Raw genomic sequence first — 17335 nt, forward strand, 5'->3', positions numbered from 1 at the left:
AGTCCCTATATAGTGACATGATGAATGCTCAGCTTATTTCTGAAATTGAGTGCTATGCGGCTGAAAGGCACGTTGCACCAGCCACCGTTACAAGTCGCGCGGTTGGAAACAGTCGGCTCTATCGCCGCTTGAAGGACGGGAAAAGCTGCACGCTTTCCGTCGCCGAGAGGTTGCGTAAGTACATGGCTGATAATCCGCCATCTAGCGAGGGAGATCTCGCCGCATGAGCCGCCCGCGTCTAACCCTGATCGTGAATAATGACGTGCCATGCGATCAGCCTGGCACGTCAGCTGACCAAGCGTCTTGGTCAAATCAGTTGGACCCTTATGCGCTGAAGATCAGCGCGCCTGACCTTTGGTCGGCCTATTTCCACGCGCGGTTTCACAGCCCGCGCGAGGTGGCGCTGTTTTGCGATGTCTCGTTTCAGACTGCGCTCAACTGGTGGGGTGCGGTGACAGCGCCCGCCAGCCATACCGCCTTGCTGATGATCCTCACCGATCCCGGCGCGGCGGCGTTCTTCCAGGATCAATTGGCGAGGGCCGCATGATGTTGCAGAGATCCTCACCCCGCATTGAGCGGATCGCCTATCAAATCTGGTGGCTGATCCATGACAGCGCAGGAGAATGCACCCTGCGGGATATGGCCGAATTTACCGAGGCCTCGATGCAGACCTGCTCGCAGATCTGCCGTTATCGCGGCTGGGCCGGTTCCTATCGCAAAATGGCGCGGAGCAACGCGCTGGATGACGGCCCGCTGATGATTGAGGCGCTGGATAGCGAGCTCTCGTCTCTGTTCGGAGAGGCAGCCTGATGTTCGGCGCAACAGGGGGCCGCTATGGCGCTTGATCCAGTTCGAGATGCGCGCGGCGCACCGCGCTACCGCTGCATTTGCGATGACTGCGGGCGCGAAGACACGGTCGCGGCCCGCCATGGGCGGGATGGCAGTGACGGGCACGGCCAGGCGGTGTCCAAAATTCAACGGTTGGGGTGGTCCTACATCGGCAAACGACTGCGGTGCGGCACCTGTGAGGCAAAAAGAAAGGTGGAGAAAATGGCAGCAAAAACAGAGCAGAAAACACCTGCCGAAACGGCCCCGCGTGAACCGACGCGGGTGCAAAAGCGCGAGATCATGGATATCCTGAGCGAGGTCTACGATCATGATCGGCAGTGCTACTGCGGTGGCGAAACCGATGACACAGTGGCCAAGGTGCTGAACGTCATGCCCGGCTGGGTCGCCGGCATCCGGGATGAGTTCTTTGGGCCGGGTGGCAGCAATGACGACATGGCCGTCCTTGGTGATGAAATCCGCAAGTTCATGCAGGACACGCAGGCACGCCTGACGGCCGCGAAATTGGAGGTGGAGAGCCTGGAGGCTGTCATCTGTCGCGTGTCCTCGATGGCCAAGACGCTGGATCAGATCAAAGACGCCGTTGGCCCGCGTAATCTGGTGAGGGTCAAATGACACAGGTTGCGCAGGTCAAACTGGTGGAGGCCTCAGATCTGCCGGAATACCCGATCTCGGCTGAAAGTCGGTTGGACTCGCATTACTTCATGCCGTTCAACCATGATCGCTATGACCGCAGTGATTTTCGGCGCAAGGCCTACCGCGATCCGGAAGTCGGCTTTTTTGGTATGGAGCTGTTCTTCAAATCGCATGGTGAGGCCCCCTTGGGGACCTTGCCCAGCGATGACGACAGTTTGGCCTTTCTGCTGGGTTTGCCGCTGGAGCGGTGGATCTCGCTGAAAGAGCGGGCATTCAACCCGCTTTATAACTGGCACCCGGTGCGCTGTGACAATGGCGCAATTCGCCTGGCGCATCCTGTGGTGCAAGAGGTGATGGAGGCCGCGCTGCGCGGTCATCTGGAGCACAAGGCCAGCAATGAAGATAAGGCGGTCTATGCACGGCGCAAACGGCTGATCGAGGTGCTGCGCGACATCGGCTGCAGCGAGGATCTGTGTTCCGATGAGCTGGCCGTGGCTTGGGTGGATGACTGGCTACTCAAACACCACCCCGGTCAGAGGCGCATGCCGCAGTTCCAAGCCTCCATCGGGCGTGCTCTCAAAGAGGCCGTATCTGAGGGCATTGTGGGTCGTCCACGCCGCGCTCCCTGAAATCATTGAAGAAATCCGGCCACCTGTGGGCGGAACAGAACGGAACATACCAGAACAGTTCCGAACAGAATGGAACAGTTCCAGACATAAGAGAGGAAATGAAATGAGAGAATATGAAATGAGATTTCGTTCCGCTCCCACTCGGGCCGAGCAGCCTGTGGATATGTCGGAACGCTGAGAAGAAGAGGTGCAGGAATGGATGCGAAAGAACAGGCAGCCGGTGAGGCGCGCGTACAGGAATTGTTGATCACGCCGCTGGAGGCGTTGGGGCTGGCGCGGCCCTCGACGCTGACGAAGGCGCAGTTTGCGGTAATGCTCCGTGAGCTGCGTCAGAAGCTGGCGTATATGACCCCGGCCAACCTTGCGATCTTGCGGGATTGGGTTGAGGCGCACCCGGGCGGTAAAGATAAGGATCGGTTTCCGATTGGGCTCAAGATCCTGAACAAGGCGCGCGATATCCAGTTCCCGGACAGCGGGCCTTCGCCGTTGTTGTTGAAGGCCTTTGCAGACGGGCTTGGATATAAGGCACTTGCTGAGGGCTGGGCACCGGAGTTGCTGCGTTACCTGCGCGGTGCGCGTGTCTGGCCAGGGCCATATACAATCACCCAGATCCGCAATGAGGCGGATGGCGCGGTGCGCCGGATGGCGGATATCGAGATGCGCGCTGGCCGTGGGGACCGGTTGTCGATCGAGGATGAGAGCTTTCGCGCGCGGCGGTCTGAAGCGCTGCAGAAATGCCGGGAGATTGCAGACCAGGCGCAGCGGGGTGCAGCAGCATGAGCGAGCATGTTGTGATCGTCGCATCTGATGGCGTGGCAGATCTGACCCCTGTGGCAAAGTTCATGACGGCACGCCGACTGCGCCTGCAGGCAGAGGCGGACCGCATTGAAGCAGTGAAAGCGCGTGGTCATGTGCCCGAGGTTTGCGGTGATGCCATCCCTGAGGCCCCTGCCCGGGGTGCCATTCGTGTTTTCCAACCGATGAGCCTGTTTCCTGACGGCGAAAACGACTGGAAAGCCCGCCCTTCGGGCTATCGTGGCCGCTCGGCCATGCAGAGAGCAGATGTGTTTGACGTCATGACAGCCAAGGCGGCCAGCAACGGCAAGCCCGCGCCGTTCACCCGCGAACAGGTGGCGGCGGGGCGATACTATCGGGATTTGGTGGAGCGTCACGCCTGCGCCGGTGTCCGGTGTTCGTCTGTTGAGGCACTCCGCAGTGGCGGGGGCGGCAGTGGCAGCTTCATTGATGCGGTGCTGCGAGATCGCGAAGAGATTGAGCGCATCCATAGGGGTATCGGCACTGGTACGGCCATGGCCGTGCGCAAGATCCGCCCGTCCAAACGGGGCTCACGCGTGAACATCACGGATCGGCGGCTGGTGGATATGGTGTGCCTGGAGGATAAGCCGATCAGCGCAGTGCTGCGGGCGCATGGGTGGAGTGTGCGGGGGCAAACGTCCGGTGCGCTGCGGCAGGCTTTGGTGGGGGCATTGGGTCGGATAGTTCGTGTTTCAGTGTAAGCAACGCAGGCACCTACAATCCTGTCACAGTGGAGTGGGTCGCGGTCACCCATGCGCCGATATCTCACTGGTGGTTGTCTATGCGTTAGGCAACCATCGCCCGACAAGCCCAACCATCGAATATTGTGTGGCACTCAACCAGCGTTTCAAGTATCAAATGGGCAGACTGTGACGCCCATAAGAAGGCTGTCAAATCACTAGAAACAAGCACTCACGCCGCCATTAATGTTTGATTTAGCAACAAAAAAACACAACTCTTTAAATTTTCTGGATTTATTCGCCGGCGCTGGCGGCCTATCTGAAGGTTTTATTCGAGCTGGCTTCATGCCCATCGCCCATGTGGAGGCCGACACTGGAGCTGCGTTCACTCTGCAAACTAGAGAAGCGATGCACATTCTGAAAGCTCATGATGAACTAGAAACCTACACTTCTTATATCTCAGGCAAAATTAGTAGAAACCATTTATACTCTTCAGCTTTCAAGTTTGGTCCATCTTCAATAATCAACGCTACTATTGGCAGGCAAAATCTCGATAATATATTCTCTCGAATTGATGCTTTGGTTGGCAATCAAAAAATTGATCTAATTATCGGGGGGCCTCCTTGTCAAGCCTATTCACTTGTCGGGCGAGCACGCTCGCAACTTAAAATGGTGGGCGATAAAAGGAATTATTTATTTATTTATTATGCTGAATTTCTAAAAAGATACAGGCCGCAGATATTCATTTTCGAAAATGTCGTAGGCCTCCTTACCGCTCGGGAAACTGATGGGACCCGCTACTTGGATATGATGATTTCTCTTTTTAGAGAGATTGGATATTCAATAGAGTTTCGAGTACTTTCAGCAGATGAGTACGGGGTACCTCAGAAACGCAGGAGAATAATACTTGTGGGGAAAGCGGGAAAGCATGACGGTTTCTTTCCTGAACCAGATAAAGTTCCAGTGGATTTCTTAGTCAAAGATGCGATTGGTGACTTGCCACCGTTAAATGCTGGCCAAGGAGCTCCTTACAATACCAAAATAAGGAAGGCACCTAGCCACTGGCTAGTGGAAAGTGGTTTGCTCTCAGGAAGCGGAAGTATCACTTGGCACGATGCTCGCCCACACAACACAAGGGATCTGGAGATTTTCACTGAAGTCGTTAAAAGGTGGAGCGAGAAAAGGGAGCGTTTGAGTTACAATGACCTCCCTGAGGGGTTAAAGACACACAAAAATAGAAATTCATTTCTGGATCGCTTCAAAGTCGTCGCTGCAGACTTACCGGCTTCTCATACAGTGGTGGCTCATATTGCAAAAGATGGGAACTACTATATTCATCCAGATATTTCGCAAAATAGATCACTAACCCCGCGCGAAGCAGCAAGAATTCAAACTTTCCCTGATGATTACTTTTTCGAAAGCGCCAGCGGCAAACCAAGTCGCACCTCCGCATTTAAACAGATTGGAAACGCTGTGCCAGTTATTCTGTCCGAAAAAATCGCTAACACACTGATAAGGAGCTGGTGATGGGTAACGATAGTGCATTTTCGATCAGACCCGCAGGCCGCCACATTCTTACTATCGGCAGGGATCTAATTCAAGATCCATATGCCGCTGTGGTGGAGTTAGTTAAAAATTCATTCGATGCGGATTCTGAATTTGTTGAATTAAAATTTATTGGGAATGCTGATACCGAAGAATATAAAATAATCATATCAGATGGCGGCCATGGGATGTCTAGAGAAGATGTCATTGAGCGTTGGATGGTACCTTCGACAGACGATAAGCTAAAACGAAAAGAAAGCCCATCAGGAAGAGTGCTGCAAGGCAGAAAGGGTGTCGGACGTTTCGCAGCATCCATTTTGGGAAATGATTTGCTATTGGAAACCACTACAAAGTGCGGAGAGTCGACCTCTGTATTTGTAGAATGGGAAGAATTTGCAAATGCGGATTACCTAGATCAAGTAGAACTGTTGATTGAGACTCGAAAACAAAGCTCCGCACCCGGAACTAAACTAACGATCACGGGTAGTAGCGCTGGGTTCGGTGAGTGGGACGATGCGCAATTTCGTAGATTGAAATATGAATTGCGTAAACTTACGCCTCCGGCGGCCGCAGTATCTCACTGCAAACTAAAGCAAGAAAATTTTGATATTCGATTGAGCATTTCTGGTTTTAGAGGAGTTGAAGACTCTTCAGAGTTAATCGATTCTTTTCCGATTTTAGACTTTTTTGACTACATGATCTCAGGCCATATAGACCAGAGCGGTGTAGGTACACTTACCTACTCCACGCAAAAAATTGATAATGCTAGTGATGAAAAGTTCTTGGTGGACTATTCAAATTCACTCGAGGGATCTTGCGGGGCACTTCACTTTGATATCCGTGTATATGATCGGGAAAAAGAAGGTATCGAAAAGATCATAAGCCGAGGCCTGAAGGACAAAGATGGAAACTATCTTGGGAGTTTGGCAGCCCGACAGCTGCTTAACTTTAATAATGGGATAGGGGTCTATCGTAACGGTTTTAGAATTCGGCCGCTGGGTGATGCTCAATTTGATTGGTTAGAACTTAATAAGCAAAGAATTCAAAACCCTTCGAGAAAGATAGGTAGCAACCAAGTTATTGGCTTCGTGCACATTGAGTCCGAAGAAGAGTCCGGGTTGGTCGAAAAGAGCGCTCGGGATGGATTGAAAGAAAATGTGGGATACAAGCGGTTAATAGAGATTACCAATAGAGTTATTGCAGAACTAGAAAGTCGAAGATTTGCACTAAGGCGTTCACTAGAGCTTGGAAAACCGAAATCGAGGATCGAAAAGAATATTCAGAAATTGTTTTCAGACGACCATGTTCGTTCTGATATAGTAATGAGATTGGAGCGCGCCGGTATAGGGGAATCTGTTACCAAAGAGATTTCTGATATACTCGCAAATGACATGCTTGCGAAGAATAAAGCGGCAGAAAGTATTAGACAAACAGTTGCAGTATACCAAGGGCACGCCACATTAGGAAAAATTGTAAATGTAGTTCTTCACGAGGGCCGAAGGCCTCTAAATTATTTTAAAAACCAAGTTCCGAATCTGGATTATTGGTCAAAGATATTTGAAGGCGATCCAACGTCTGAAAACCTAAATCATATACTGCCTATTGCGAGAGATCTTGGTAGCAATGCAGATGTGTTCGTAAAGCTCTTTGAAAGACTTGATCCATTGGCTGCGGGTAAGCGAGCCGAAGCACGTTCGTTTAAAATTTCTGAAGCGCTGTCCGGCTCATTCAAAGTTTTCGAGAGGTTGCTAAGCGATCTTGGCGTTCGAGTTTCTATAGAGGGGCCAAGTGATTATGAGTTCTTTGGATGGCGGCAAGATTTTTATGCAATATTTACAAACTTAATAGACAATAGTATTTATTGGATGAATGAAAAGAAGACAATAAATCCATCAATTTCCATACATTTCGAAGTTTCCGATGGAGATTTGTTGTTCGTCGATTATCGTGACAATGGACCAGGTATCGGTAAAGCTCTCATCGAAACTGAAGTTATTTTCGATCCGGAGTTTTCGACTAAATTAGGTGGAACTGGTCTGGGACTTGCGATCGCAGGTGAAGCCGCTTCAAGAAACGGCATTGAGTTGAATGTATTGGTGTCTGATGAGGGCGCGTACTTTAGGCTGCAACCCACGGCTGGAGAGTGAAATTGGAGATAAAATTATTGTTGGTGGAAGATGACCCTAGTGACCGCCAAGGGTTCGAACAAAGTGTTACACGCTTCAATCACGAGAATGGAGCAAATTTTACGGTTGTTGCGTTTGATACACTACAAGCCACCTTAGATAAATTGGACAGTAGTTTTGACTGTGCCGTAATAGATATGAAACTTGGTGATCAAGGAGGTGAAGGCAATAAAATTCTAGAAGTTTTAGATAAGGCTAATTTTCGAATGCCAGTTGTTGTTTTGACTGGGACTCCAGATGAAGCTGACAGTGAGTTTGTTCATATTGATGTTAAAAAGAAAGGAGACGCGGAACACAGCGAAATTCTCAAAGATTTTCATCAAGTTCACTCATCTGGATTAACAAAGGTAATGGGTGGGCGAGGAATAATTGAGAAGTCGCTGAGTAAGGTATTTAGACATAATTTACTTAGCCAGAAGAATGCATGGAAAGCATATGGTCAATTAGATTCTGAGAGATCTGAAAGGGCATTAATGCGCCATGTCATGAACCACTTAATTAGCATGGTTGATATGGAAGAGGAGAATTGTTTCCCTGAGGAGTTTTACATCCATCCGCCAGTTGATGAAGGCTTGCGTACTGGAAGTGTGGTGCGAGCTAAAGATCGCAGTGAGTTTTTCGTAGTTCTCACGCCTCTGTGTGATCTTACTAAGCGGCATGATGGAGAGTTCAATGCAAGGAAAGTCATGTTGTGTCGAATTTCTGCTTTAGAGGAGTGTTATGAGGAGTTGCCGGAAAGCAAAAATAATAGCAAAGGACGAGCTGCTCTAAGGAAAAACTTGCTTAGCAACGCGAAGGGTTCATATCATTTCCTCCCCAATACTGATTTCTTTGACGGGGGGTATTTAGATTTTGAGAATTTGACTTCAATTCCGAAGAGTCAATTTAACGATCACTTTAGTGCGCCATCGCTCCAAATATCCCCAGCATTCATTAAGGATATTGTTGCTAGATTTTCCGCTTATTTCGGAAGGCAAGGTCAGCCCGTGCTTACTCAACCTTCGGAGTAATTGTAAATGATCTTTAACCTCTCCACTCGAATGCTAACGACTCAAATCTGATACCTAACTTCAAAATCCGTCTTTTGGTAATAATTATATGATTTCTATTAGAATTAAGGGATTAGACGTATATCCCGCAATAAAGTCTTCTTAGCTGTGTTGGAGCTAACAGAGCAGCTTCGTACACTTGGTTGCTACATCTCCCCCCACATGCCCCCTTGACGGTTCCGTCACCGGCATGCCAGTAAATATGCATCATCACTGATTGCGCCCACGGGAAACCGGCGGGCGCTTTTGCGTTCCGGGGGTATGGTATGACGGCACGGAGCGATTATCACCATTTGTACAACCTGTCGGCGTGGCGGCGTCGGCTGCGACCTCAGCATCTGGCGCGGGAGCCGCTGTGCCGGGCGTGTCTGCGGCGGGGGATCTTGAACGATGGTTCGCTGACCGCGTCGGGCACACGACAGGGTAACCCAAAGCGCTGCCGCCTGGTGGTGGATCATGTGATCCCGCATCGGGGCGATCCGGCGCTGTTTTTGGATCCGGGCAATCTGCAGACGCTGTGCCCGGATGATCATGATCAGAACAAACAACGGCTGGAGGCGCGCGGGTACTCTGAAGAGCGCGGCGCGGATGGCTGGCCGGTGGATCCACAGCACCCTGCTAACCGCTGACGTAGCGAGGCGGCTGCCAATCCACCCCGGGGGGGAGGGTTCGAAGGAATTCCGGAAGCACTGGCAACCGGAGGGGGAGCCTTTGTCTGTGCAAAGTGGAAATTGAATAGAAAAAGCCACATGAACAAGGAGTTGATCGGGATATGCGAGGGCGCAGACCGGCAGAGGAAAAAGTGGTGGCCCTCGCAGAAGAGGGCGCACCACTTCACAATCTGGAAGAGCGGGCGCGGATGCGCCTGGAGGAGATCCGGCCCGAGGGGCTGACCGGCGAGCTGCGCTGGACCTTTGACCGGCTGGCGCTGCCGCTGTGTCATCCGACCGTGGATCGGCTGAAGCCCAGCAATGTGATGATGTTCAAACAGCTCTGCAAAGCGGTGCTGCGGTTTGAACGTCTGGAGCTGGAACTGGAAGAGACCGGCGAGACCTATGAGAGCGAGACGCGCAACGGGGTGCAGATCAAAGCGCGGCCCGAGGTGGCGCAGCTCAATGAGACCTTCCGCCAGATCCGTGGGCTGGCCAATGACTTTGGCATGACGCCAGCGGCGGAGCGGGGCCTCTCGGGCGCGGGACAGATGGGGTTCAGTTTTGCCGATCCCAATGGGCCCGAGAGCTATCTGACGTGAGCGCATCTTGCGTGCGGGTCTCGGCCAGCGAGGATCCGGTGACAGCCTGGGCGCAAGCGGTTGAGGCCGGTGAGGTTGTGGCCGGGCCTTATGTGCGGGCGGCGGCGGCGCGGCATTTGCGCGATCTGGTGGAGGGGCCCAAACGCGGGCTCAAATGGGATCTGGCGGCAGCGCTGCGAGCGATCCGCTTCTTTCCGCAGGTGCTGCGGCTCAATGGCGGGCAGTTTGAGGGGCGGCCCTTTGAGTTGCACCCAAGCCAAGCGTTCCGGATCGGCTCGCTCTTTGGCTGGCAAAAATACAGCGCCCAGCACGGCGCGTGGCTCCGGCGATTCACGCGGTTTTACGATGAGGAAGGCAAGGGCAACGGTAAATCCCCGATGCTGGGCGGCATTGGCCTTTACATGATGGTGGCCGATGGCGAGCCTCGAGCCGAGATCTATGCGGCAGCGGCCAAGAAAGACCAGGCGGGGATCCTGTTCCAGGATGCGGTGGCGATGGTGGATCAATCGCCGGTGCTGAAGCGGACAGTGCAGCAGCAAGGGGAGAACCCTGTCTGGCAGATGACCTACCGGGGGCGCAGTGGCGACAAGCGCAAGTTCAAACCGCTCTCGGCGGAAAAGGCGCAATCGGGCCCGCGTCCCCATTGTGCGCTCACCGATGAGGTGCATGAGCATCCGAACCGGGATGTGATCGATATGCTGGAGCGGGGCTTTAAGTTCCGCAAACAGCCGCTGTTGTGCATGGCGACCAACTCCGGCACCGACAAAAAATCGATATGCTGGGAAGAGCACCAGCATGGCGTCAATGTGGTGACCGGCGCAGTGGAGGATGACAGCACATTTGCCTTCATCTGCTCGCTGGATGAGGGCGATGATTGGGAGAATGATCCGAGCTGCTGGGTGAAGGTGAACCCGCTTTTAGGCGTCACCATCGATGAGGAGTATCTCACCAAGGTGGTGAACCAGGCCAAGATGATGCCGGGCAAGCGCAACGGCATTGCGCGGCTGCATTTTTGCCAGTGGACGCAATCGGTGACGGCGGCGATCCGGCGCGAGGCTTGGGTGGCCTGCCATGGCGAGGTGGATCCCGAAGAGCTGACCGCGCAGGGCTACCCTTGCTTTGGCGGGCTGGATCTCAGCCAGGTGCGCGACTTCTCAGCGCTGACGCTCACATGGGTGCTGGATGCCACCAAGGATGCAGAGCGCCTGGTCTCCAAGACCTGGTTCTGGACACCGGAGGGCACGCTGATGGAGCGGGCGGCGCGCGATCAGGCGCCCTATGATCTCTGGGTGCGGCAGGGGTTCATCGAAGCGGTGCCGGGGGATCGGCTTAAATACCCGTGGCTGGCCGACGCGCTGGCGGATCTCACCTCCCGCTATCAGCCCGAGGTGATTGCCTGCGATCAGTATGGGCTGGAGCGGCTCAAAGACAGTCTGACGGAAAAAGGCCTGGTGCTGCCCACCGAGGTACATCCGCAGGGCTTTCAGAAGCGGGTGCTGGAGAAGGTGCCGGATCCCACCAATCCGGGGCAAGAGGTGGAGATCTATCTGTGGATGCCGGATTCCATCAACAAGCTGGAAAACGCCATCTATGACGCCCGCCAGACCGTGGCGCAGAACCCGCTGTTGGACAGTATGGCGGCCTCGGTGACTTACGCGGAGAACCGCACCGGGCACCGGATGTTTGACAAGGAAAAGGCCCATGGCCGCATCGACGGCATGGTCTCGCTGGCGATGTCGGCGGGGATTGCGCTGTGCCGCGAGCGGGCGGGCAAGGAACACTCGCCTTGGGGCGATGAGGAATACTCTCTGGAGGATATGCTGTGGGATTGATGGGGTGGCGCAGGCGCGCGGCGGCCGAGGGCGCAGGCCTGCCAGAACAGCGCGCCGAGGTGGTGGACAGCGGTGAGGCGGCGATTGCGCAAGTGCTCTCAGGCGAGGTGGGCGAAGGGGTGAGCATGCGCGAGGCGCTGTCGCTTCCGGGCGTCTGGGCGGCGATCAACTTCCTGTCGGCGGCCATGGCCGGTCTGCCCATCGAGGTCTTTGAGACCACGAGTGATGAAGGTGGCGACAAGAAGCTGAAAGGCGGTGTGGTGGATGTGCTGGGCGCGGCGGTGAATGACAGCACCACGTCGTTCAGCTGGCGCGAGACCTTCTTTGCCGAGGTCTTTGGCCCCGGGCGCGCCTATACCTACATTGAGCGCAACGCGCAGGGGCGTGTGATCAACCTGTTTCCGATGGAGTATCACCGCACCACGGTGCGCAAGGATCAGGGGCGGCTGTTTTATGACTATCGCGAGCCTTCGGGACGGGTGAAGACATACCCGGGGCGCGATGTGATCGACATCGCCTTTTTGCTCAAACCGGATCATGTGAGCAGCCATAACCCGGTGATGACCTGCGCCAGCGCCATCCGCCAGGGGCTCAATGCCAACCGCTATGCGCTGACGGTCTTTGGCAAGAACGGCGTGCCGCCTTATGTGCTAACGGGGCCGTTCCAGGCGGCCAAGGAGATGATGCGCTCAGCGGCGGATCTAATGCGGGTGACGCGGCGGGCGGCGGATGAGGGCAAGCCGGTGCTGCCGCTGCCAGCGGGACATGAGCTGAAGCGGCTCGGCGATGATCCGGAAAAGATGCAGCTCACCCCGGTACAGGTCTTTGCGGTGGGGCAAGTGGCGCGGATCTATCAGCTGCCGCCAGTGTTCCTGCAGGAACTCAGCAAGGGCAATTACAACAATATCGAGCATCAGGATCTTCACCTGGTCAAACACACGCTGCGGCGCTGGGTGAAGAAGTTCGAACAGGAGCTGACGCTGAAGATCTTCGGGCGCGGCTCCAAACGCTATGTCAAACTGAACCTCGACGGCATGATGCGGGGTGACTTCAAGACCCGCATCGAGGCGATTGTCAAAGCGATCCAGAACGGCTTGATGACCCCCAATGAGGGGCGCGCGCTGGAAAACCGCGCACCGCTGCCCGGGGGCGATGTGCTTTTGGTACAGGGCGCAACCGTGCCGATTGAGCTGGCGGGCAAGGCCTTTGCCAAGGGCGCGGTTGCACCAGAGCCAGATGACGATGCCGATCCTGACGATCAGGACGACAACGCGGACACCAACACAAACTAACGGAGGCTTGGATGAGCGATCCAACACGCGAGGTGCGCTATTGCGCCGTCGCGCCCATTGAGCTGCGCGAAGATACAGACAAACCGCTGGCGGTCACGGGCTATGCGGCGGTGTTCGGCGAGCGCACCGCCATCGGCCCGCTGGATAAATGGGGCTGGGAAGAGGTGGTGGAGGCCGGGGCCTTCAGCGCTGCGCTGGACCGGCGCGATGATGTGACCTTTTTGATCGACCATGAAGGCCTGCCACTGGCGCGCACCAGCTCCGGCACGCTGATGCTGTCGCAGGATCAGCGCGGCTTGCGGGTGGAGACGGAGCTGAACCGGCAGGATCCCGATGTACAGCGGATCCTGCCCAAGATGCGGCGCGGCGATCTCTCCAAGATGAGCTTTGCCTTCATTGCCGAGAAAGAGACCTGGGATGAGAGCGGCGCGCATCCGTTGCGCAGCATCGGCTCGGTGCGGCTCTTCGATGTCTCGATTGTCACCGACCCTGCCTATCAGGGCACAGAGATTGGCCTTCGCTCCAAAGCGGCGGCTCTTGGCGGCAGCGCGCTCTGCGTGCGCCGCCGGATGCAGATGCGCGGGCGTCTGTCCGGGCTGCGCTGATCGGCGCTTTGTCCTGCCCTTTTCCATGCCGCGCCTTGGGCAAGCGCACACCCCACATCCAATGAGGATATCATGAGCAAGATCAAAGAACTGCGCGAGAAGGCGCAAACCCTTCTCACCGAGGCCACCAGCCTGCGCGATGGGATCACCGATAAAACACCGCTGGAAGAGGCGCGCGCCGCCAATGACAAGTTCGACGCGATGATGGATCAATATGACGGTCTCATCAAAGAGGCCGAGCGCGAAGAGCGAGCGGCAAAAGCGCAGCGCGAGGCCGAGGAACGCCGCGAGCAGGAAGAGCGTGCAGAGCGCGAGAGCCGCCGTCCGGGTCAAGACGAGACCCGCCATCAGCCCGACGCGGATGTGAGCGAAGAATACCGCGAGGCCTTCCGGCTGTATCTGGCCACCGGGGCCGATCTGTCGGAGCTGGACCGTGAAGCACGTGATGCCCTGCGTCGGGGCTACCGCGAAGACCGGGCGCAAAACGCAGGCACCGGCGCGCAGGGTGGCTTTTTGGTGCCCACCACATTGGCGGGCTTTATCAATGTGGCCGCTGCCGCCCATGGCCCGATGATGGATGGGCAGATCGCCACGGAGATCAACCTCGCCAATGGCGCGCCATTTGATCTGCCCACGGTGGATGACACCGATCAGGAGGCCAAACCGCACAGCGAGGGCGATGAGGGCAAGGACGACGACAGCGGTGACATTGCGCTTGGTAAGACCACATTGCTGGCCTATGCGCTGGCCACGCCCTGGATCAAATGGTCCTTTGAGCTGGCGCAGGATTCCGCCTTTGGCTTTGAACCACTTCTGGGCAAGCTGATTGGCGAGCGGATCGGGCGCAAGGGCAATGCCTGGCTCACCACCGGCAGCGGCAACAATGAGCCTCTGGGCTTTGTGACCGGCGCGCCGGTGGGCCATGTGGCCACTGCCACCGATGCGCTCACCTTTGATGAGATCCTGGATCTCGAGCACTCTGTAGACCCGGCCTATCGCGGTGGGCCCAAGGTGCGTTACCAGATGCATGACCAGTCGGTGAAGGCGCTGCGCAAGCTCAAGGATGGCAATGGCCGCTATCTGTGGTCCGATGGCGATGTCACCAAGGGCGTGCCTGCCACGCTCAACGGGCGGCCTGTGTCGTTTAACCAGGCGATGGCGCAGATCGGCGCGGGCACCAAGCCCATCGCTTACGGGGACTTCTCGGAATATTACGTGCGCAAAGTGGGCAATCCGCTCCTTGGCGTGGCGCGCGAGAAGTTCTTCCCCAACCTCGCCATCATGGGGGTGCATCGCATCGATGGGGCCCCGGCGCAAACCAAGGCCATCAAAGTCCTGCAGATGAAAGCGGCCTGAGCCATGGCGATGGAGCGTCTTACCCCACCGGCAGAGGTGCCGGTGGATCTCGCCCAACTGCGCGCGCATCTGCGGCTGGAAGAGGGCGAAGAAGATGGCCACCTGCAGCATTGTCTGGATGTGGCAGTGGCGCAGTTTGATGGCGACGATGGCGAGCTGGGCCTCGCACTGGTGCATCAGGTCTGGCAGCAGAGCTTTCCCCATGTGCCCGGAGCTGGTGGATCAGTGGAGCTGATGCTGGGCCCGGTGGCCTCGGTGGATCAGATCGAGGTCTATACGCCTGCGGGAACTTGGGAAGTTGTGGCAGCTCCGGAGCTCTTTGAGCTTGGCGGGCGCTCTTATGTTCAGGCGCGCAACTGGCCCCGCCCGGGGCGCTGCCCGCTGCCCCTCAAGATCCGCTTTACCGCAGGCTTTGGCACGGCTGCCGATGTGCCCAAGCCCATCTGTCATGCCATTCTCTTGTTTGCTGCGCATCTCTATCAGGCGCGGTCTCCGGTGGTCATGGAGGGCAAACCGGCAGAGGTGCCCCTGTCGATCGCGCATCTGGTGGCCCCCTATAAAAGCTGGTGGCGGTGATGAGCATCACGGAACGGGATCGCCGCATTCTCTTTCTTGAGGCGCGGCGCGCAGAGAATGATGCGGGCGAAGAAGAGGTCACCGGTTGGGACGCGCTGTTTTATCGCTGGGCGGCCTATGAGCCGGTGAGCGATGGCGAGCGGCTTCGGGCGGCGGCGGTGGAACAGCGCAGCGATGCGCGGTTCCGGGTGCTGTGGTCGGGGCCCATGGTGCAGATCACCGGCGCGCATCGGCTGCGGTTTGAGGGCGCAGATTGGCAGATCACCGGCCTCAAACAGCGCGGCTTTAAAGGAGAGATCGAGATCACCGCCTGGAAGATCCCGGAGGTGTCTTGATGACCGTCAAAATGCGCATCAAGGGCGCGGGCGACATTGAGCGCGCGCTGGCAGCACTGCCGCGTGGCACCGCCAAAGGGGTGATGCGGCGCGCCATGAAGAAGAGCCTCAAACCGGTGGCGCAGATGGCCGAGGCGGCCTCGCCCTTTGCCATTGCGGTGACCGCTAAACTGACCGCCCGCCAGGCGCGTGAGGCGCGCGGAGATCGGGGCCGCAGCAAGGTGCTGCTTTATGTGGGACCGGTTGAGCCAGATGGCGGTGATGCCCCGCATGCGCATCTTTATGAGTTTGGCACCGGCCCCCGCGTGCAAAGCTCAACGGGACGCGCCACCGGGGCGATGCCGGCGCGGCCCTTCCTGCGCCCGGCTTGGGACGCGAGCCAAGCCATGATGCTGGCGACACTCAAGCGCGAGGTCTGGGCGGAGATCGAGAAAAGCCTGGAACGGGCCCGGCGCAAAGCAGCGCGCGCATGAGCATGGAACGCGAGGTCAAGGATCTCTTGAAGGTCTTGGGGGTGCCGGTGGTCTGGGGCGCGTTTGACAGGGATGTGGGCTTTCCTCGTATCACCCTGCAGCGGATCTCCACGATGACGCGCTACTCGCTCCGGGGGCGCGCAGATCTCGAGACAGCGCGGGTGCAGGTGAACATTGCCGCCAAGACCTATGGCGCGTTGCTGAGCCTTGGCCGCGAGGTCTCGACCACGCTCACCACCTATCGCGGCGGATCGGTGATCCGCATCAAAGAGCTGACCCGGCGGGATTCCCATGTGGAGACCGGCGGTGATGTGATCCGGCTGCAAATGCTGGATGTGCAGGTGCGCTACCGCGCCTGATGTGGCCGGGCAACCGGCGCTTTCCACCACTTTATGAAAGGACGAGCCATGGCAGAGAATGTCATCGCAGGCGATCTGGCGGATATTGAATGGTCCCCGGATGGAGAAGAGGCGACATTTGTCGTCATCAAGGGCTGTAAAACCGTGGGCATCCCCGAGGAAAACCCGGAATACCGGGACCGCACCTCGCTGGATAGCCCCGGTCGGTCGCGCGAGTGGGGCGTAGGCCTCACCGATACCAGCGAGCTCACGTTGAGCTGCTTTTATTCCTCCGAACTCTATGAGCAGGCGGCGGCCTATAAGGCGGCAGGCAAGCCCGTGTTCTTCCGGGTGAAGCTGCCGCAGATGGAGGGTCAGGCCACCACGGGGGATATCTTTGCCTACAAAGCCTTCGTGAACCCCTCGGTTCCTGCGGTCGACCATGAGGGCGATCTGATGACCGATCTCAAACTGCGCCCCACCGGGCTCATCAGTTGGACCAAAGGGAGCTAAGGGATGATTGCAGCAGCAACACTGAAGCAGGGCAAGAGCACCCATAAACTGCGCTTCACCACCGGCGCGCTGATGCGCTTTGAAGAAGACAATAACGGCACCGCCTTTGATGTGCTTCTGGATGATCTGATCCAGGGCAAGGGCGGTGTGCGCCTGCTGGTCTCGGCGCTGGCGGCGGGGCTGGAGGATGGTGCAGGCGTCTGCCGCGAAGAGGCGATTGCGCTGGTCGATGCGGCGGGCGGCGCGCGTCAAGTGGTGCCCTTTGTGGGCGACGCCATCGCCAAAGCCTTCCCACCCCCAAAGGGTGATGCACCCGGCACCGGTGATGGGGAGGCGACAGCGGGAAAGGCCCGCCCCCCGGCGGGGGCGTAGACTG

At 56.8% G+C, this 17335-nt stretch carries 21 protein-coding genes; all 21 read left to right on the forward strand.

Features of this window, described 5'->3' with window-relative positions:
* The first annotated feature begins 223 nt into the window (after positions 1-223).
* The 21 genes from QNI81_RS13480 (at position 224) to QNI81_RS13580 (ending at position 17331) form a co-directional block, all read left to right on the forward strand.
* Entirely contained in the window at positions 224-547 is a 324-nt protein-coding gene (locus tag QNI81_RS13480; protein ID WP_009177885.1) for a hypothetical protein, read from the forward strand.
* Complete coding sequence (locus QNI81_RS13485; RefSeq protein WP_283966826.1) at positions 544-810, forward strand: hypothetical protein; 267 nt, start codon at positions 544-546, stop codon at positions 808-810. The genes QNI81_RS13480 and QNI81_RS13485 overlap by 4 nt, the downstream gene beginning before the upstream one ends.
* 240 nt (positions 811-1050) lie before the next feature.
* Entirely contained in the window at positions 1051-1461 is a 411-nt protein-coding gene (locus tag QNI81_RS13490) for a hypothetical protein (RefSeq protein WP_283966827.1), read from the forward strand.
* Positions 1458-2111, forward strand: a complete 654-nt coding sequence (locus QNI81_RS13495) for a hypothetical protein (protein ID WP_009178021.1) — start codon at positions 1458-1460, stop codon at positions 2109-2111. Before QNI81_RS13490 ends, QNI81_RS13495 begins: the two co-directional genes overlap by 4 nt.
* Positions 2112-2306: 195 nt before the next feature.
* A complete protein-coding gene (locus QNI81_RS13500; RefSeq protein ID WP_283966828.1) occupies positions 2307-2891 on the forward strand; it encodes a hypothetical protein in 585 nt (194 codons plus the stop codon).
* Positions 2888-3628 carry a hypothetical protein gene (locus tag QNI81_RS13505; RefSeq protein ID WP_283966829.1) on the forward strand — a complete coding sequence of 247 codons (741 nt, stop codon included), beginning with the start codon at positions 2888-2890 and terminating at the stop codon, positions 3626-3628. The genes QNI81_RS13500 and QNI81_RS13505 overlap by 4 nt, the downstream gene beginning before the upstream one ends.
* Positions 3629-3853: 225 nt before the next feature.
* A complete protein-coding gene (locus QNI81_RS13510; protein WP_283966830.1) occupies positions 3854-5134 on the forward strand; it encodes a DNA cytosine methyltransferase in 1281 nt (426 codons plus the stop codon).
* A complete protein-coding gene (locus QNI81_RS13515) occupies positions 5134-7299 on the forward strand; it encodes an ATP-binding protein (RefSeq protein ID WP_283966831.1) in 2166 nt (721 codons plus the stop codon). The genes QNI81_RS13510 and QNI81_RS13515 overlap by 1 nt, the downstream gene beginning before the upstream one ends.
* Complete coding sequence (locus tag QNI81_RS13520) at positions 7296-8348, forward strand: hypothetical protein (RefSeq protein ID WP_283966832.1); 1053 nt, start codon at positions 7296-7298, stop codon at positions 8346-8348. The genes QNI81_RS13515 and QNI81_RS13520 overlap by 4 nt, the downstream gene beginning before the upstream one ends.
* A gap of 422 nt (positions 8349-8770) precedes the next feature.
* Positions 8771-9016, forward strand: a complete 246-nt coding sequence (locus QNI81_RS13525; protein WP_283966833.1) for an HNH endonuclease — start codon at positions 8771-8773, stop codon at positions 9014-9016.
* Between the two features lie 143 nt (positions 9017-9159).
* The gene (locus tag QNI81_RS13530; protein ID WP_039983245.1) at positions 9160-9639 is read left to right on the forward strand and encodes a P27 family phage terminase small subunit; all 480 of its coding nucleotides are present in this window, start codon (positions 9160-9162) and stop codon (positions 9637-9639) included.
* The gene (locus tag QNI81_RS13535; RefSeq protein ID WP_283966834.1) at positions 9636-11471 is read left to right on the forward strand and encodes a terminase large subunit; all 1836 of its coding nucleotides are present in this window, start codon (positions 9636-9638) and stop codon (positions 11469-11471) included. Before QNI81_RS13530 ends, QNI81_RS13535 begins: the two co-directional genes overlap by 4 nt.
* Positions 11471-12763 (forward strand): phage portal protein, encoded by a 1293-nt coding sequence (locus QNI81_RS13540; protein WP_283967889.1) that lies wholly within the window; start codon positions 11471-11473, stop codon positions 12761-12763. Before QNI81_RS13535 ends, QNI81_RS13540 begins: the two co-directional genes overlap by 1 nt.
* Before the next feature lie 11 nt (positions 12764-12774).
* Entirely contained in the window at positions 12775-13368 is a 594-nt protein-coding gene (locus QNI81_RS13545) for an HK97 family phage prohead protease (RefSeq protein ID WP_283966835.1), read from the forward strand.
* A gap of 72 nt (positions 13369-13440) precedes the next feature.
* A complete protein-coding gene (locus tag QNI81_RS13550) occupies positions 13441-14724 on the forward strand; it encodes a phage major capsid protein (RefSeq protein WP_283966836.1) in 1284 nt (427 codons plus the stop codon).
* 9 nt (positions 14725-14733) lie between these two features.
* Positions 14734-15300, forward strand: coding sequence for a head-tail connector protein (locus QNI81_RS13555; RefSeq protein ID WP_283966837.1), 567 nt, complete (start codon positions 14734-14736; stop codon positions 15298-15300).
* On the forward strand, positions 15300-15635 hold the full coding sequence (locus QNI81_RS13560) for a head-tail adaptor protein (protein WP_283966838.1): 336 nt from the start codon (positions 15300-15302) through the stop codon (positions 15633-15635). The genes QNI81_RS13555 and QNI81_RS13560 overlap by 1 nt, the downstream gene beginning before the upstream one ends.
* On the forward strand, positions 15635-16108 hold the full coding sequence (locus tag QNI81_RS13565; protein WP_283966839.1) for an HK97-gp10 family putative phage morphogenesis protein: 474 nt from the start codon (positions 15635-15637) through the stop codon (positions 16106-16108). The genes QNI81_RS13560 and QNI81_RS13565 overlap by 1 nt, the downstream gene beginning before the upstream one ends.
* The gene (locus tag QNI81_RS13570) at positions 16105-16467 is read left to right on the forward strand and encodes a hypothetical protein (RefSeq protein WP_283966840.1); all 363 of its coding nucleotides are present in this window, start codon (positions 16105-16107) and stop codon (positions 16465-16467) included. Before QNI81_RS13565 ends, QNI81_RS13570 begins: the two co-directional genes overlap by 4 nt.
* Before the next feature lie 48 nt (positions 16468-16515).
* Complete coding sequence (locus tag QNI81_RS13575; protein WP_283966841.1) at positions 16516-16959, forward strand: phage tail protein; 444 nt, start codon at positions 16516-16518, stop codon at positions 16957-16959.
* Positions 16960-16962: 3 nt separating this feature from the next.
* Entirely contained in the window at positions 16963-17331 is a 369-nt protein-coding gene (locus QNI81_RS13580; RefSeq protein ID WP_283966842.1) for a hypothetical protein, read from the forward strand.
* Positions 17332-17335: the final 4 nt, after the last annotated feature.

Origin of the sequence: Tritonibacter sp. AK171 (assembly GCF_030127025.1) — a bacterium.
Lineage (GTDB): Bacteria > Pseudomonadota > Alphaproteobacteria > Rhodobacterales > Rhodobacteraceae > Epibacterium > Epibacterium mobile.

Coding starts and splice junctions, on each gene's coding strand:
- QNI81_RS13495 (WP_009178021.1), top strand. CDS start 1,458: ATGACACAGGTTGCGCAGGTCAAACTGGTGGAGGCCTCAGATCTGCCG.
- QNI81_RS13500 (WP_283966828.1), top strand. CDS start 2,307: ATGGATGCGAAAGAACAGGCAGCCGGTGAGGCGCGCGTACAGGAATTG.
- QNI81_RS13480 (WP_009177885.1), top strand. CDS start 224: ATGAGCCGCCCGCGTCTAACCCTGATCGTGAATAATGACGTGCCATGC.
- QNI81_RS13515 (WP_283966831.1), top strand. CDS start 5,134: ATGGGTAACGATAGTGCATTTTCGATCAGACCCGCAGGCCGCCACATT.
- QNI81_RS13555 (WP_283966837.1), top strand. CDS start 14,734: ATGGAGCGTCTTACCCCACCGGCAGAGGTGCCGGTGGATCTCGCCCAA.
- QNI81_RS13580 (WP_283966842.1), top strand. CDS start 16,963: ATGATTGCAGCAGCAACACTGAAGCAGGGCAAGAGCACCCATAAACTG.
- QNI81_RS13575 (WP_283966841.1), top strand. CDS start 16,516: ATGGCAGAGAATGTCATCGCAGGCGATCTGGCGGATATTGAATGGTCC.
- QNI81_RS13530 (WP_039983245.1), top strand. CDS start 9,160: ATGCGAGGGCGCAGACCGGCAGAGGAAAAAGTGGTGGCCCTCGCAGAA.
- QNI81_RS13540 (WP_283967889.1), top strand. CDS start 11,471: ATGGGGTGGCGCAGGCGCGCGGCGGCCGAGGGCGCAGGCCTGCCAGAA.
- QNI81_RS13510 (WP_283966830.1), top strand. CDS start 3,854: ATGTTTGATTTAGCAACAAAAAAACACAACTCTTTAAATTTTCTGGAT.
- QNI81_RS13505 (WP_283966829.1), top strand. CDS start 2,888: ATGAGCGAGCATGTTGTGATCGTCGCATCTGATGGCGTGGCAGATCTG.
- QNI81_RS13490 (WP_283966827.1), top strand. CDS start 1,051: ATGGCAGCAAAAACAGAGCAGAAAACACCTGCCGAAACGGCCCCGCGT.
- QNI81_RS13550 (WP_283966836.1), top strand. CDS start 13,441: ATGAGCAAGATCAAAGAACTGCGCGAGAAGGCGCAAACCCTTCTCACC.
- QNI81_RS13545 (WP_283966835.1), top strand. CDS start 12,775: ATGAGCGATCCAACACGCGAGGTGCGCTATTGCGCCGTCGCGCCCATT.
- QNI81_RS13485 (WP_283966826.1), top strand. CDS start 544: ATGATGTTGCAGAGATCCTCACCCCGCATTGAGCGGATCGCCTATCAA.
- QNI81_RS13560 (WP_283966838.1), top strand. CDS start 15,300: ATGAGCATCACGGAACGGGATCGCCGCATTCTCTTTCTTGAGGCGCGG.
- QNI81_RS13570 (WP_283966840.1), top strand. CDS start 16,105: ATGAGCATGGAACGCGAGGTCAAGGATCTCTTGAAGGTCTTGGGGGTG.
- QNI81_RS13565 (WP_283966839.1), top strand. CDS start 15,635: ATGACCGTCAAAATGCGCATCAAGGGCGCGGGCGACATTGAGCGCGCG.